At 36.9% G+C, this 15,205-nt stretch carries 12 protein-coding genes; 10 read left to right on the plus strand and 2 right to left on the minus strand.

Annotation, left to right across the window (positions count from 1 at the left end; all coding sequences use genetic code 11):
- Nucleotides 1–7: 7 nt before the first annotated feature.
- The 9 genes from lpdA to ACSR9O_RS13765 all read left to right on the plus strand — a co-directional run bounded on the left by lpdA (nt 8) and on the right by ACSR9O_RS13765 (nt 10,106).
- Complete coding sequence (gene lpdA / locus ACSR9O_RS13725; RefSeq protein ID WP_230176292.1) at nt 8–1,390, plus strand: dihydrolipoyl dehydrogenase; 1,383 nt, start codon at nt 8–10, stop codon at nt 1,388–1,390.
- A gap of 19 nt (nt 1,391–1,409) precedes the next feature.
- Nucleotides 1,410–2,186 (plus strand): acetoin reductase, encoded by a 777-nt coding sequence (locus tag ACSR9O_RS13730; RefSeq protein WP_230176291.1) that lies wholly within the window; start codon nt 1,410–1,412, stop codon nt 2,184–2,186.
- Nucleotides 2,187–2,390: 204 nt separating this feature from the next.
- The gene (locus tag ACSR9O_RS13735; RefSeq protein ID WP_230176290.1) at nt 2,391–4,277 is read left to right on the plus strand and encodes a sigma-54-dependent Fis family transcriptional regulator; all 1,887 of its coding nucleotides are present in this window, start codon (nt 2,391–2,393) and stop codon (nt 4,275–4,277) included.
- A gap of 71 nt (nt 4,278–4,348) precedes the next feature.
- A complete protein-coding gene (locus tag ACSR9O_RS13740; RefSeq protein ID WP_491724536.1) occupies nt 4,349–5,326 on the plus strand; it encodes an NAD(P)H-dependent flavin oxidoreductase in 978 nt (325 codons plus the stop codon).
- An 886-nt stretch (nt 5,327–6,212) separates the two neighbouring features.
- Entirely contained in the window at nt 6,213–6,563 is a 351-nt protein-coding gene (locus ACSR9O_RS13745) for a hypothetical protein (protein WP_101222156.1), read from the plus strand.
- Nucleotides 6,564–6,703: 140 nt separating this feature from the next.
- Nucleotides 6,704–7,399 (plus strand): response regulator transcription factor, encoded by a 696-nt coding sequence (locus ACSR9O_RS13750; RefSeq protein WP_491724537.1) that lies wholly within the window; start codon nt 6,704–6,706, stop codon nt 7,397–7,399.
- 3 nt (nt 7,400–7,402) lie between these two features.
- Nucleotides 7,403–8,338, plus strand: a complete 936-nt coding sequence (locus ACSR9O_RS13755) for a sensor histidine kinase (RefSeq protein ID WP_101222158.1) — start codon at nt 7,403–7,405, stop codon at nt 8,336–8,338.
- 168 nt (nt 8,339–8,506) lie between these two features.
- Nucleotides 8,507–9,430, plus strand: coding sequence for an ABC transporter ATP-binding protein (locus ACSR9O_RS13760; protein ID WP_491724538.1), 924 nt, complete (start codon nt 8,507–8,509; stop codon nt 9,428–9,430).
- Nucleotides 9,414–10,106 carry an ABC transporter permease gene (locus ACSR9O_RS13765; protein WP_491725468.1) on the plus strand — a complete coding sequence of 231 codons (693 nt, stop codon included), beginning with the start codon at nt 9,414–9,416 and terminating at the stop codon, nt 10,104–10,106. The genes ACSR9O_RS13760 and ACSR9O_RS13765 overlap by 17 nt, the downstream gene beginning before the upstream one ends.
- Before the next feature lie 866 nt (nt 10,107–10,972).
- On the opposite strand, the gene ACSR9O_RS13770 is transcribed toward ACSR9O_RS13765, so the two are convergent.
- Nucleotides 10,973–11,560, minus strand: a complete 588-nt coding sequence (locus tag ACSR9O_RS13770; RefSeq protein ID WP_260357674.1) for an SET domain-containing protein — start codon at nt 11,558–11,560, stop codon at nt 10,973–10,975.
- Nucleotides 11,561–12,598: 1,038 nt separating this feature from the next.
- On the opposite strand from ACSR9O_RS13770, the gene ACSR9O_RS13775 reads away from it, so the two are divergent.
- Nucleotides 12,599–13,630, plus strand: a complete 1,032-nt coding sequence (locus tag ACSR9O_RS13775) for an acyltransferase (protein WP_230175960.1) — start codon at nt 12,599–12,601, stop codon at nt 13,628–13,630.
- A gap of 480 nt (nt 13,631–14,110) precedes the next feature.
- Here ACSR9O_RS13775 and ACSR9O_RS13780 read toward each other — a convergent pair whose 3' ends face one another.
- Entirely contained in the window at nt 14,111–14,752 is a 642-nt protein-coding gene (locus tag ACSR9O_RS13780) for a glycosyltransferase (protein WP_491724539.1), read from the minus strand.
- Nucleotides 14,753–15,205 lie beyond the last annotated feature (453 nt).

A 15,205-nucleotide genomic window follows, 5' to 3' on the forward strand; every position in this document is an offset into this window, starting at 1 on the left:
GAAACTCTTGAATCGTATAGCAATTATAGGCGGAGGTCCTGCAGGGTATGTAGCGGCAATCACTGCTGCCCAGCAGGATAACGAAGTCATATTGGTAGTGGATGGGCCATTGGGGGGCACCTGTTTAAATGAAGGCTGCATGCCAACGAAGTCATTATTGAAAAGTGCCGATACGTATGACTTGGTGAAAAATGCCGGGCAAATGGGAATTCGCCTTCCCTCCAATTCGATTGAAGTCGATTGGGATACCGTACAGGAACGAAAGAGAGAGGTCATATCTAAACTAGTGAACGGCATTCGATATTTAATGAGTAAGAATAAAATAAAAGTCATTCAGGGAAGGGCTTCCATCCTTCCAAGTAATCGACTGCTGATCGAGAACGGAAATAAAAATGAAGTAATCGAGGCAAGTAAGATCATCATTTCAACGGGGTCAGAACCGATTCCACTACCTTTTGCGCCGTTTGATGGTGAATGGATCATCCACAGCGGCCATGCCATGTCACTTCCTGCCATTCCCGATTCGCTGATAATTGTCGGAGGTGGTGTCATTGGATGTGAATTTGCCAGTATTTATAGCAGGATGGGCACCAAGGTCACCGTTATCGAAATGGGGGAAAAGCTGCTTCCAGGGGAAGATGATGATATCACAAGGATTCTGCATGACGAATTGAAAAACCAAGGCGTTACAGTCCATACCTCCACATCTGTCAAAAACATCAATGCAACCAGTAAGACGGTATATTTAGAGAATAGCGATGGCAAATTGGATGAAATGCATGCTGATTACGTACTCGTATCAATAGGGAGAAAACCAAGAGTGAACGGAATGGGCTTAGAGGGAAACGATATTGATTTTTCCCGACTTGGCATCTCGGTGGATGATCGAATGCAAACAAGCAATCCATCGATTTATGCCTGTGGTGATGTGATAGGGGGCATACAACTTGCCCATGTAGCTTTTCATGAAGGACGGGTGGCGGCTCTGAATGCCTGCGGTCAATTTGCACAAGTGAATTACCGGGCAATTCCTCGCTGCATTTATACCTCCCCGGAGATTGCCAGTGTAGGCTTGACCGAAAAAGAAGCGCGTAATAAATATGGAGAGATTAAGGTTGGTGAATTCGCTTTTTCTGCAAACGGGAAAGCCGTCCTTTCCAATAAACCGGTAGGAAAGGTCAAAGTTCTTGTGAACCCACAATATAATGAAATTTTAGGTTTTTCCATTGTTGGTCAGCATGCAACAGAATTGATTGGTCAAGGAACGGTCATGCTGCATGCAGAAATAACGGCAGATATGATAGAAGATTTAGTAGCAGGACATCCAACCTTGTCGGAATCCATACATGAAGCTCTTTTAAATGTTGTAGGTCAAGCTGTGCATTGCTAAAACTGAAGGGGGAATTTGTATGGCTAGCGGTCAACGGGTGGCGATAGTCACTGGTGCAGGTCGTGGTATCGGACGTGCCATTGCAATAAGATTAGCTCAAGATGGGTTGAATGTGGTCATTAATGACGTCAATCTGGATACGGCTGAATCGGTCGTGAATGAGATTAGGGCACTTGGACGTGAAAGCTTTGCCGTTAAAGCGGATGTAAGCAATAGACGGGAAGTATTTGAAATGGTGAAGCAAGTTGTGGAACGTTTTGGACAACTGGATGTTATGGTTTCAAATGCAGGAATTGCACAAATAAAGCCTCTATTGGAAGTAACTCAAGAGGATCTTGAACAGATTTTCAATATAAATGTAAATGGTGTCCTCTTTTGTCTGCAAGCCGCGGCTGAACAAATGAAAAAGCAAGAAGGCGGGAAAATCATAAATGCTGCCAGCATCGCCAGTTATAAAGGATTTAGCTTACTAGGTACATACTCGGCCACGAAATTTGCCGTAAGAGGAATTACACAAGCGGCAGCACAGGAATTAGCCCAGTTTGGCATTACGGTGAATGCATACTGTCCAGGAATTGTCGGGACGCAAATGTGGGATTTAATCGATGAAAAAATGGGTCAATATATGAATCTTGCTAAAGGGGAAACATTTAAAAAGTTTACAGATTCCATAACCTTAGGACGCTCCGAAACCCCAGAAGATGTGGCGAAATTCGTCTCTTATCTTGCATCACCGGATTCGGATTATATGACAGGGCAATCCATCATGATTGATGGAGGAGTTATTTTCTCATAAACTATATTGTTCAATGGAGAAGCATCATGTGAATGATCACATGATGCTTTTTTTGCAAACTCAATCTATATATTGTAAGCGAATACATAATCTACTATAATTAAAAAGACCTCGATTAACATCCTATTTTATACTCCATGGTATTTTTCCTCTAGATAGACTGGTCAAGTGAAGGTTTAAACCAAATGATTAGAGGAGGATTATATGCTATCCACTAGTTGTTATCTACGTACTTGGGAACGCTTTGTCAGTGAAGGCGTTCTCGATTCAAATCGTCTGAACAAGAGAATAATGGAATCCTGGCATCGCTGCAAAAAAGATCAAGTCAATCCATACCTTAATAAAGGCAAACATATTTTGACGAATGAATTATTGGACATTCAAAGAGAAAAAAACTCGTTTCTATTAGAAGTGGCATCCCCCCAATTATCCAGGATGAATCAATCGATAAAAGAATCGGGAATGATGGCTTTATTGGTCGATCCGGATGGATATGTCCTTTCACTTTCCGGAAACGAGAAAATACTCGATGAGGCAGGCAAAATAAATTTTGTGGAGGGCGTATGCTGGACGGAGGGTGAAGTCGGAACGAACGCAATTGGAACAGCGTTGAAAACGGGTGAAGCCGTAATGATTCAAGGGACCGAGCATTATTCAATTGCCTCACACAAATGGAGTTGCGCTGCGATGCCTATTTTAAATGAAGACGGTAAGATATTGGGAGTTTTGGATATATCATGTCCAGTAGAATATTTCCATCCATCCATGCTGGGTATGGTAGCCAATTTGGCTTATACGATCGAACAGGAAATGGGGGTCCGTTCCTATAAAAAGGAGCTGGCACTGACCCAGCACTCGATAGAACTTGCAGAAACCTATCCAGATCTGCCTTTTATCGTCTGTAATCACAAAGAAATGATTATCTCCGCCAGTAAACAGGTTCGCAAAAAAATCCCTCAATCCATTGGTATGGCATTGGTCGATCTGTTAAATCATGGATATCGAATCGTAAAGGAGAATCCGCTTCTATCCAAAGAGGATAATAGGATTTCCGGTAAGTGTTTATTCTTATCAGAGAATTATGGTCATGAAACCAATAGGCTTTTTCCTGCTTCAATGTCTTTAGAAAGGTTTGCCTTCAAAGGGGAAGGAGGGATTAGTGAGTCCTTTCATAACACATTAAATAAAGTGAAGCTTGTTGCACCGACAGAAGCAAATGTGTATATATCCGGTGAAACAGGGGTCGGGAAAGAGCTTATTGCCAAGGCTATCCATGAAAATGGCATGCGCAAAAAAGGACCATTCGTCACGATTAATTGCGGAGCCATACCTAAAGATTTAATGGAAAGTGAATTATTCGGGTATGTTGATGGCGCTTTTACTGGGGCTAAACGGCAAGGGCACAAAGGGAAGTTCGAGCAGGCAAATGGAGGGACCATTTTTCTCGATGAAATCGGTGAAATCCCTTCAGCGATGCAGGTTGCCTTACTGCGTGTTCTTCAGGAAAGAAAAATCGTTCCGATCGGCGGCACAAAAAGCATTTCATTGGATATTCGCATTATCACTGCAACACACCGTAATCTTGAAGAGCTTGTCAATGAAGGGTCCTTTCGTAAGGATTTATACTATCGGCTGAACGTTTACCCCATTCATGTACCTCCCTTAAGGGAAAGGGTTGAAGACATTCCTTATTTAGTCAACTACTTGTGTTCGAAGAATAATTGGAATATTCCATTAACTGAAGAATTATTGAACCGTTTAAAGGAGTACAATTGGCCAGGCAATATTAGAGAGTTGCAGAATGTACTTCAGCGATTGACCATCTTACTTGCAGAAGGACCTCTTGATTATGTTAAAGTTTTGAATTCCATGCATTCCCAGACCGTTACACGGCATGATGATTTTCCTGCATGGGAAGAACCGGGTAAAAATGGGATCAAGGGAAATGAACTGACGATCCGTGAAAAAATTCAACGTGATCTAATGATAGAGGCATTACAAAAATCAAGAGGGAATGTCACTGCTGCAGCAAAGCTTATGGATATACCAAGAAGTACATTTTACAAGCGGCTCCATAAGTATGGTATTTAGACATGCGTGTGTACATTATGTAAGAAAAGCAGACTTATAGAAATCCTTGAAAAATGAAAGGGGTATGGCAAATGAAAACGAGAATTACTGAATTATTGGGGATTGATTATCCGATTATATGCGGCGGGATGTTTCAAGTTGGCCGAGCCCCGCTCGCAGCCGCTGTTTCAGAAGCGGGGGGACTCGGCATCATCACTTCAAAAACACAGGTGACACCAGAAGGTCTCCGTGATGAAATAAGGAAAGTGAAAACTTTGACCAAGAAACCCTTTGCTGTCAACCTGAACCTGTTCCCAAGTCAAACGGCAACCCCTAATGATGAGTTCATCGATATTTTAATTGACGAAGATGTAAAAATTGTTGAAACGAGTGGCCGAAGCCCAGAAAGTTTAATGCCCAGACTTAAAGAGCACGGCTTTACCGTGATACATAAGGTAGCGAACGTCAAAAACGCAATGTCGGCAGAGAAATTAGGGGTCGATGCCATTATTATTGTAGGGAATGAAACAGGCGGACATCCCGGCATGGGTGATGTAGGAACACTTGTCATGCTCCCTCGAGCGGTTGACTCCGTTACTATACCAGTAATAGCAGGCGGGGGATTTTCGGATGGCAGAGGCCTTATCAGTGCCTTATCACTCGGTGCTGAAGGTATCGTCATGGGTACTCGCTTTATGGCAACGCAAGAAGCGCCGATTCATGATAATGTGAAGCATTGGATGGTATCGGCCAATGAAACGGATACTGTCGTCATCCAACGGAATATAGGCAGTCCGTCGCGTGTAGCATTAAATGCCGTCAGTACAGAAGTGGATAAACTTGAAAATGAAGGTGCCACTATAGAGGAATTGATTCCGCTAATTACGGGACAAAGGAGCAAGAAAGTATACTTTGAAGGAAATTTAGACGGAGGCATCTGGTCATGCGGTCAATCCGTAGGACTGATAAAAGAAATATTGACCGTCAATGAATTAATAAACCAAATCGTCCAAGAAGCAAAAACCTCGTTCGAATTCATCCAAAGCCGTATCGAATCCATTCGAACATAAATAGCCTATCTTACAAAAAGGAACAAGAGATCAAGTGCGATTTCTTGTTCCTTTTTATCTATTGGGCATAGGTTCCATAGGTGCCCAAGGATACGCTTTTTTTAAAAGTGCATTACCCTTATTTATAACAGAAGGTTGAAGGAAAGACTGGTTTTTTCGCAACTCTAATCTGAAAAGCCATCTCAAGACAGAAAAAAAGGTATACTCATCAATGACTTGCTAACCAACTTTCAGCAACTTCTTAATAAAGACATTCACATGTAAAGAAACCAAAGAAATAGGTAATCAACATTTCGTGATTAGTGTTCCGCTTAATCAGACTACCTTAGATCTTTAAACCCTTTAAATGTGATTTGGCATTTCTCAATGATTTTAGAAATTTATTAAATACTTTTTTATAATATGTAAAAATCGAGTTTTACGATTTACATATAAATGAATTGCACTCATGATACCCAAGAACTGATTGCTGAAGGCAGGCAGTGTTTCTAATCAATTCGTTTTAAAGGTTTACCTTATAACTCTCAGCACCTACTGATTCTCAGCATGTTGTTGCACTTATGAAAGCGGTCAAAGCATAATGATGCTATAAGTTAAGTGAATATGTCTTATAGGTGAGATACGTGGTTAAACAGAGGATCTATCATCAATCTCAGGAAGAAAGCGGAACCTTCATGATAAAACCCTTTGAATTGCCATCGAGATAAATTATATTTATATAAATTTATGGAAGTGTTACCCCGTGATTTTTCTCATTTTGCCATTTATTTTATATATCAGAATAACAAAATTGGTAGATCAAGTCAGTTAAGCAGGATTAATTTAGATTACTACAGAATTATTAGATAACGCTTTTATAACTATGTCTTTAGGAAAGGATAAGCAAATGAAGAAAAGGATTAGTGGGGCACTCACCATAGCTGCTTTATCAATAATAGGCGGGGCAATCATTTATTACTTCATTTCTTCTTCATACACAACTACAGAAGATTTATATGAATTCCCTGTACCTAGAAAAGCTGAATTGGTTCAGATAAATGAGCAAGGGAATCGATATGAATGGTCAAGGGCTTCTGAAGAAAATGGCATACCATATGGATATGACTTAGCCCTTAAAGCGAATGGATGGAAAAAGGGGAAAAGTGAAGGGGCTTCCGTTTTTTACACGAAGGGAAATAATACAATAGATTTGCTTACTACAACAAACCAATTAGAGATTCTTAGAGTAAATGACTAAGAATGATAAATAATAAGTCAACTAAAGTGTATTAATTGAATAATCGAACCAATAACTATTTTGTGTGCTTTTTAAAATTTATAGTGCGTATATAGAAATAAGGTACATTTACAATTCAACACTCAGAAGGAAGTGGAAGTATGCAGAAGAGTATTCTGCTAATTGAGGATGATGTAGAAATTAGTCAATTAATAGTAAGTGCCCTATTGCAGGAGAATTATACAGTACATGCCGCGTTTGACGGGGAAGAGGCTCTAGCGCTCTTTCATGATAAAGAACCCGATTTGCTTCTCCTTGACTTAATGATTCCTAAATTGACTGGTATGGATTTATTGAAAAAAGTAAGAGAAACGAGCATGGTTCCTATATTAATTATTTCTGCAAAAGGAAGTGATCTCGACAAAGCGCTTGGTCTTGGATTTGGCGCCGATGATTATCTAAGCAAGCCATTTTCGATGATTGAATTAACAGCTAGAATTCATGCTGCCATTCGCAGGGCAACGCAATATCATACATCCGAAAGCAACTCCACCCAAAATCTTCTTCATTATGAAGGGCTCACCCTTGACTTAAATTCATTTACTGTAAATGTTAGAGGGAGAACTGTCCAACTGACATCAAAGGAGTTTCACATATTAAAGTTGTTTATGACCAATCAAAGCAGAGTATTTACAAAGGAACAAATATACCACTTTATCTGGGAAGATGATTATTACGGGAATGAAAATGTCATTAACGTACATATAAGGAGACTTCGTGAAAAAATTGAAAAGGACCCATCCAACCCACAATATATTAGAACGATATGGGGGATTGGTTATAAATTAGGTGTGTAGCTCATGATAACCATTCTTTTTGCAATGATTATTTTTTTAGTAATCATAAATGTCTTTCAGTATTTGTCCCGAAGAAAACTTAAGCAAAACCTTTATGAAATAAGTGGAAAATTAAGCGATATCATCCAATATGAAACATCTGAAAAAGTATTGATGCCGACCGATCAGCAAGCCATTCAGCAATTACTCATTCAAATAAACAGGCTATTGGATTTCAATCAAAAAGTTATTGCGGATTATGTAAAAACAAAAGATAGCTTAAGAAAATTAATATCCAATATGTCTCATGATTTAAAAACACCACTTACGGTTATTTTAGGTTATGTAGAAAAATTGAAACTGAATGAAATGATTACTGAAGAGGAAAAGAAGGTATTAATGGTAAGGCTGCATGAAAAAGTATTGAACTTAACTGGATTACTTAATCAGTTTTTTGATCTGGTAAAAATAGAATCAGACGATTATGTGATTCCTTTAAGTAAACTTTCACTCAATGAGGTATGCAGAAAAAATGTATTGGAGTTTTATGATTTACTGCTCGCAAAAGGACTTCAGGTAGAAGTTGATATCCCAGATCAGCATCTTTACATCTTAGGTAATGAGGAAGCCTTAAATCGTATATTTAATAACCTTATTTCAAATTCAATTCGATATGGCAGTGATGGAGGGGTCTTCGGATTAACACTTCGAGAGGGTGATGGAGCTGTTTCTGTAGAGATTTGGGATAGAGGTAAGGGTATTGCCGAAATCCATCAAGATAGGGTGTTTGACCGGTTATATACATTAGATGATGCCAGAAATCCAAAATTTCAAGGGAGCGGATTGGGTCTAAGCATATCAAAACGCTTAACAGAAGAGATGAAGGGTACCATCCATTTATACAGTAAGCCTTATGAAAAAACGAGCTTTACCTGTATTTTCAAACAAATAACCTATTAAAACTTCTTTAAGAGATGTTCTAACGGAACAGCTCTTTTTTAGCTTCGGGATTGATATGAGCTTTTACCTCATTTTTCTAAACTTAAGGAACATGTAAGGATTGAGAAAGAAAAAAGATACTTTCTCTGACTAAGATAGAAGTAGATAGCAATTAGGGAGGCAAAGATGATGGATTATGTTGTTAAAACAAATAGCTTAACAAAAAAGGTAAAAGGGAAATTGCTCGTATCTAATGTGAATCTTCATATAAAAAAGGGTGAAATTTATGGTTTCCTTGGTCAAAATGGTGCAGGGAAAACGACAATCATGAAAATGCTAACAGGAATAATAATTCCAACCACAGGAGAGATTGAATTGTTTGGCCAGAAGTTAACGAAAACCGAGAAGTCTGGCTTGAATCGGGTCGGAAGTATTATTGAGTACCCAATCTTTTTTGAACATTTAACTGCGATGGAAAATCTTCAGCTTCATTGTGAATACTTAGGTTTTTATGATAAAAAGGCAATTACACAAGCGTTGGAGATAGTTCATCTAACTGGGATTGAAGAAAAAATGGTGAGCGATTTTTCGCTTGGGATGAAGCAGCGACTGGGAATTGTAAGAGCAATTATTACGAAGCCCGAACTGATTATATTAGATGAACCTACAAACGGCCTTGATCCAATTGGTATAAAAGATATAAGAGATCTAATTCGAATGTTAAATAAGGAATATGGAATTACTTTCCTTCTATCCAGTCACATCTTAGGGGAAATTGAACAAGTAGCTGACAGAATTGGTGTCATTAAGGATGGAAAGCTCGTGAACGAAGTGACTTTAGCGGATATTAGTAAGCAACGAACAGACTATATTGAAATTGTCACAAAAGATGTGGAGAAATCAATCTATTTACTTGAGTATGAACTACAAATTTCCAATATGAAAATTGTGCAGGATAATAGGATTCGAATATATGATCTCACTTTGCCGCAAAGCGAAATATCAAAAAAACTAATTATGCATGATGTAGATATCGAGGAAATACAAAAGCATACAAGTACTTTAGAAGATTATTTTTATCAACAAATTCATGGAGGTGGAAAAGTTGGTTAAATTAATGGAGTTGGAGTGGAGAAAGTTAAAGCGAAAAATGATCCTTAGTGAGCTGATTATATATTGGGGTATATTGATGTTTTTGCCCATGTTTTTTATTAAAATGGTCAGTGAGGAATTCGGTCAAAGTTATTCAACCATCATCCAGCTTATGATGTCAATGCAGCTGGGATTTGTCCTTTTCGGAGCTTCTCTTATTAATCAGGTTGTAATCGATGAATATAAAAATAAAACAATATCTCTTTCATTCGGATATCCGATAAGTCGAAAAAAATTAGTTATGGCAAAGGCTCTTTTTATCTCACTTTTTGTTTTCCTTTGTACGATAGTATCCTTTTTGTTATCTGGAGTGACAACTTATTTACTTGATCAGGCATTTCATATCATTAACGGGCAACCGACTGCTGAAGATATTACCTCATATTTTAGTAAGATGATTGTTCATTCTTTAATTGTTACGCTTATTAGTTTAATACCGCTCTTTTTCTTTGGTATTTGGAAAAGAGAAACGATACCGACAATTCTTTGTGCGATATTTCTAATGCAATTTCAAAATTTCTCTTTTTTACTGAATGTCAATCTTAATACCAATATTGTGAACACAGTGCTATGTTCATTAGGAGTAGTTAGTGTTTATCTCTCGATTAAAATGGTGGACAGAGTGGGGGACATTTAGTTTTGCCAACTCTTCACAAATTGATTAGAGCCTGGTATTATTCGGATTCATAGATAGTTGGATCATACATTAATTAGGTGATTAAGAAGGAGAATAAAGGAATGACTGTTTTTTTGTTGAAAGTGGATTTTAAAGTTACATTGAAAACACGTAAAGGATAATACATATTAATAATCATCAATATGTATTATCCAATATTATTTTTAATCAGTAAGTATGAAAAAAAGTGCAAAACAAATTAATTTAAATCCAAGAAAAACTGTATGCCGATAAATGTATCTGTAATTAGATAAAAAGATTATAGATAAATAATAACCATGATTAAATATAAAAATTTGCATTTTGTCTCACTGAGTTAAGTATTCTTAAGATATGAGACGAAATTAACATTAAAAATATAACTTCCTATAATATATATTATGTAAACTAGAATAAAGAATTATACAAAATGATCACAGCTTCATATTCCTCTTTTGTACACAGACACAAAGTTTAATACATTCATTTGGGTCATTAATTTGAGTACATAGTGTTATTAATCCACTTAAAACCTCACTACTTCACTATATCTGTTTTGATATACAAAATCGAGTACATTATAAACAATACAATCAATTTAACTGTAAACACACATACCACCGTTCATAAATTAATGAACGGTGGTATGTGTGTTGCCCTTTCAACCTATACCTCCTCGCTGGATAAAAATTTCCATTCTAGGTAAACGATATAAAGTTCAGAGGGGCGGTCTTTTCTAGGGTTTTAAACCCTTACATTGATGATTCATGTTCTATCTTGCTGGATCGAAAAAGCTGGTTGAATGAATTGAGAACAGATCTGTCAGTCCTGATAGTTGTTTGTTGCCTTTACTCCTCTTCATAGAGCGTAAGAAAGGAATCCGGCTCGGCACGTCCCTCTGCGATCGCGTTTACACTGTCGACGAATTCCGGTAGAATCAGATGACGCAGAGGCTGGTCTACTTGATTCAATCGTTTGAATGCCTCCCGAGCCAAATCATCCCATTCCTTGTAGCGATGCAGATAATCATCCGGCATCACTACGGTGCTAGACGTCCCTTCCTCCGGTTCACACTCAAACGGTTCGTCTAACCCGAGTGTAGCATAGTCGCATGTGATTTGCTCTCCGGGGAGAATATCCCTCGACGCTAATTCAATCTCATAGACAGTCGATACCACATTTGGACTGAAGCTGTGATTTAAGTATCTGGCATGATCCCAGCACAGCACGTAGCGATCGTCATCGTTGAGGTAGGCATATTTATAGACGATTTCCCTTCTCATTAGCTCAAGCGATTCAATCTCATCTTCCTCGAGGATGATGTCCAAATCATCCAATGCCCAGATGATCGTTCCTTTGGGAATCATTTTTGTGGCAAAAACGCCCACACCAATCTTTTCATTGACAAACCGAATCTCAGTATCTGGATGTATCATTGATTCTGTTCACCCTTTCTCAAAACTTACTATTACAATATATAGCAGATTCGTTTAATTGACTGTTCATTCGTGTATTTTCTCCAAGTTCAATCAGCGGAATTTTCTCCTCGAAAAATGAAATTGGTCGCTTTAATGGAAAAACCACAGAAATTTAGAAATAAACAGAAAAGAAGATGCATGATAACTTTCATCAAAACTTCACCGGAAAATATTGATCTTCATAGAATAAGTGAAGAGTATAATTATTAATGAAGGTGCTTGCGGAAACAAAAGAATTTCTAGCTATATTACTTGATAGGTGAAATTCTTTTGTAATTCATCATCATAGATCATCTTTTGAAAAATTCGAGAATAAAAAGTTTGCAGTAAGCATCGACAAAAAAAGATGGTACTTAAATCTTAATAAGGAGAATTCTCTAATTTGGTGAACTTACAGGAGCTTACAAATTAATACCTAAATATGATCCGACGTTAATAACTAGTGAATTAATGATGGGGAAAGTTAATTTAGCAAATCAAACGATTTTAGATCGAGGAAAAAGAGAAAAGAACGCTTCCCTCCCCTTCATCCCATTGTCTTTCCGTTAATTCAAGACTATTAAGCAATTCTTTAGAGCAGCAAAAACATACAGTAATCCGCTTTTATAATTTAAAAAATCCGCTCTCCGTTGTTCTTCAATATCAGCAGGATCTACACTTTCTAAAAGTTTAGTCCAGCGTTTATACAAAGCTACAGGCATAATATCAATTTACAATCAGAAAGTCCCCCACAATTCCCTTTGTCAAAAGCTCGATTACATGATTTTCTGCTGTTATAGCCAGATTAACACGAACATAGACATTCATATGATTACTATCCGAATGATGAAGCTAATATTACAAACAGTCCACGCTCCTGAACGATTAGCTGTTCATTAATTAAGTCTTACAGTATCTCGGAATTGGATTCAGAAAAAGTAAAATAAATTTTTCTTTGGTGTACATAATATAGGGAATAACCAATGATAGTAAAAGTGTTATGAAAAGGGTGAACAAATGGAAAGAAATAGCGCGATTGACTTTATTAAATTTTTTGCAATTTTTTCTGTTGTAGTCATTCATGTATTCCCAAGGGATAGCCAAATTGGTCTATTTATTCTCGATAACATCTCAAGGTTTGCGGTGCCATTCTTCTTTACTGCCTCTGGTTATTTGTTCGGTAAAAAGATGATACACACAAGGGATTCCATTGATTATTTTAAAAGGTACATTATAAAAATCTTAAAACTGTATTTGTGCTGGCTCTTCTTTTATATGATGTATGATGTTCTTATTCTTTATAAAGCTGCTGCCGATGTCCCAAAGGAATTTGCGCAATACATTAATCAATTTTCATTTCTTGACCTTATATATTACGGAACTGGGACTAGCGGATACCAATTGTGGTTTTTAACCGCATTAATTTGGAGTGTTATCATTCTATTCGGTTTTTTTAAGTTAAATAAAGCAAGGCTTCTTTTAACCATTAGCCTAATATTCAACTTGTTAGGTCTTTTCGGACAATCGTATACGGTGTTCTATGATCTTCCTCTAAGTACACGGGATGCTTTATTCATTGGTCTTTTTTATACAACTTTGGGATTCTTCTTTGGGCATGATAAATTCTTTAAAAAGTCAAGAGCAATAACAGCCAAAAACAATTTATTATTAATTTTGATCTTCTTTACTATCCAAGTGGTAGAAGGATACTTATTAGAAAAGATATTATCAGGAAGTCATGGGGAATATTTTATTTCTACCATCTTTTTAACTGCATTTCTTTTTTTATTTGCATTAAATAATAAAACATTGGGGAAGGATTTGTTCATTACTAAAGTAGGAGGAAGAGCCCTGGGTATATACATTGTTCATGTAGTCTTCATCGATATTTTTGATTTAATTATATCGGCAGCAAAAATGGATCATATATCCGACAATTTATTGTTAAAACTATTTGAGACACTCCTTATAATTTCTATGTCGTACATATCTTATGACCTACTTCAATATTTCAAAAGGAGTTTAAGCAAATTGATAACAACCAGATAGTGAAAAGTTACAACGATAAAGGAGCATGAGTCCTGAAGTCCCGATGCTTCTTCTTAAAATTTACGCTTGAAAAACCATAGGTCCATGCTTTCTTAATACGAGTATACTTACGCGTTGGCTTATAAAAAAAGCACCCTTTTTGACGCTTATTCTTTGGAAATATACTAACAACACTGCCGTTTTAGTCCTGGATGAAATTTTACTGAATTAACATACCCGTTTGTTCAAAAAAAAATAAATATGATCCCTTGCAACCCCTACTTTATTTTATTATTTGTTTTCCTTCTACTCCACTAAAGACAGATTATCGTAAACACTAGTATACGATCCATCTAATAGATATTGTTTAGTTGATATGCATAGGATACTATCCCATACATATCAACTATGCGGTATTTGCTTGAACCAGTTATATAAACAAAGGTAAATGCCTCTCATAATGAAAAGACCTCCAACAGAATGCTGGAGGTTTTTTCATTATCATTTAAACTTATCCGGAAACTGCTTTACAACTCCCGCAGAGATAGTATCCGCCATTAGGATTATATGTGTGACCCCTTCGTCAATTGAAACGATTCTTCCGTTCCAATTTTTTGCTAAGCTTGCAGTTAAATCATTTGTCACTAATTTCAAATGCATATAAAGCAAATTTTTTAGATCTTCATTTTTCAAATAGGGATTGGCACCGCTAAGGAAAGCTGCTATTTCATCAGCATTTCTATACCATTCTTTATTTAGCTGTTTCACCAAGACCTCATTTCCGCTTTTAGCCGCATCTACAATCTTTCCCGCAATAACAATATGCTCCTTAAGCAAATCCGTAAGTTTGTTCCCAGCTTTCTCTCCGTATACTGGCTTTATAGCATTGCCAATATCCTCCTGATTTTTCAGAAGCCTGGCCAATATCTGTTTTTGATCCTCCGCTCCAGCTGTCGTTGCACTTGTAATGTAATTACTTGTCCACAATACATGATCAATCCAAAGTTTCCTGAATTCATTTGCGAACTTTACCTCAGATTGACTAACACTTTGCACCTGCGGTTTAGCGTATGCACTGGTTGTTCCAGACACCATGTTTAGAGGAAATAAAAAAATGAAACCCATCAACAATAATTTTTTCATAACACCATCCCCTTCCAAAGTTTAAAAACACCTTTTTATTATTGATATATGGGATTTTAATATTCATGATAATGATTCTACTTACCCTGTTAAACGGTAAATTGGACTAAGATGAGCTCACATCGTCCTATGTAAGCTGTTTTTCTATAAAAGTATTAATACACGGACACTACAACGTCGCAATTTGCACTTAAAATATGATGAATTAATGTTTAAATTAATTGAAACTTCAAGAATGAGGTGCCAAGAAATAGTGGATTTAATATGGGAGCAAATTAATATAGAAAATCAAACGAATTTTATTTAGAGTAAAAGGTGAATTAGACTCCCCCTTCTTCTCAATATCTTAATGTCTTTTTGATTGATTCTGTCACTTGGAACTTCCTATAAAAGATAATTTTGTTCTAGTACTTCATTAATTTTTTTTATTGATATTTGTATTCTGCCTGTTAA

It is taken from the genome of Peribacillus sp. B65, from assembly GCF_058513295.1.

What these genes read in the sequence shown, in the direction of transcription:
- ACSR9O_RS13730 (WP_230176291.1), top strand. Translation starts at nt 1,410, where the DNA reads ATGGCTAGCGGTCAACGGGTGGCGATAGTCACTGGTGCAGGTCGTGGT.
- ACSR9O_RS13735 (WP_230176290.1), top strand. Translation starts at nt 2,391, where the DNA reads ATGCTATCCACTAGTTGTTATCTACGTACTTGGGAACGCTTTGTCAGT.
- ACSR9O_RS13740 (WP_491724536.1), top strand. Translation starts at nt 4,349, where the DNA reads ATGAAAACGAGAATTACTGAATTATTGGGGATTGATTATCCGATTATA.
- ACSR9O_RS13745 (WP_101222156.1), top strand. Translation starts at nt 6,213, where the DNA reads ATGAAGAAAAGGATTAGTGGGGCACTCACCATAGCTGCTTTATCAATA.
- ACSR9O_RS13750 (WP_491724537.1), top strand. Translation starts at nt 6,704, where the DNA reads ATGCAGAAGAGTATTCTGCTAATTGAGGATGATGTAGAAATTAGTCAA.
- ACSR9O_RS13755 (WP_101222158.1), top strand. Translation starts at nt 7,403, where the DNA reads ATGATAACCATTCTTTTTGCAATGATTATTTTTTTAGTAATCATAAAT.
- ACSR9O_RS13760 (WP_491724538.1), top strand. Translation starts at nt 8,507, where the DNA reads ATGGATTATGTTGTTAAAACAAATAGCTTAACAAAAAAGGTAAAAGGG.
- ACSR9O_RS13770 (WP_260357674.1), bottom strand. Translation starts at nt 11,560, where the DNA reads ATGATACATCCAGATACTGAGATTCGGTTTGTCAATGAAAAGATTGGT.
- ACSR9O_RS13775 (WP_230175960.1), top strand. Translation starts at nt 12,599, where the DNA reads ATGGAAAGAAATAGCGCGATTGACTTTATTAAATTTTTTGCAATTTTT.
- ACSR9O_RS13780 (WP_491724539.1), bottom strand. Translation starts at nt 14,752, where the DNA reads ATGAAAAAATTATTGTTGATGGGTTTCATTTTTTTATTTCCTCTAAAC.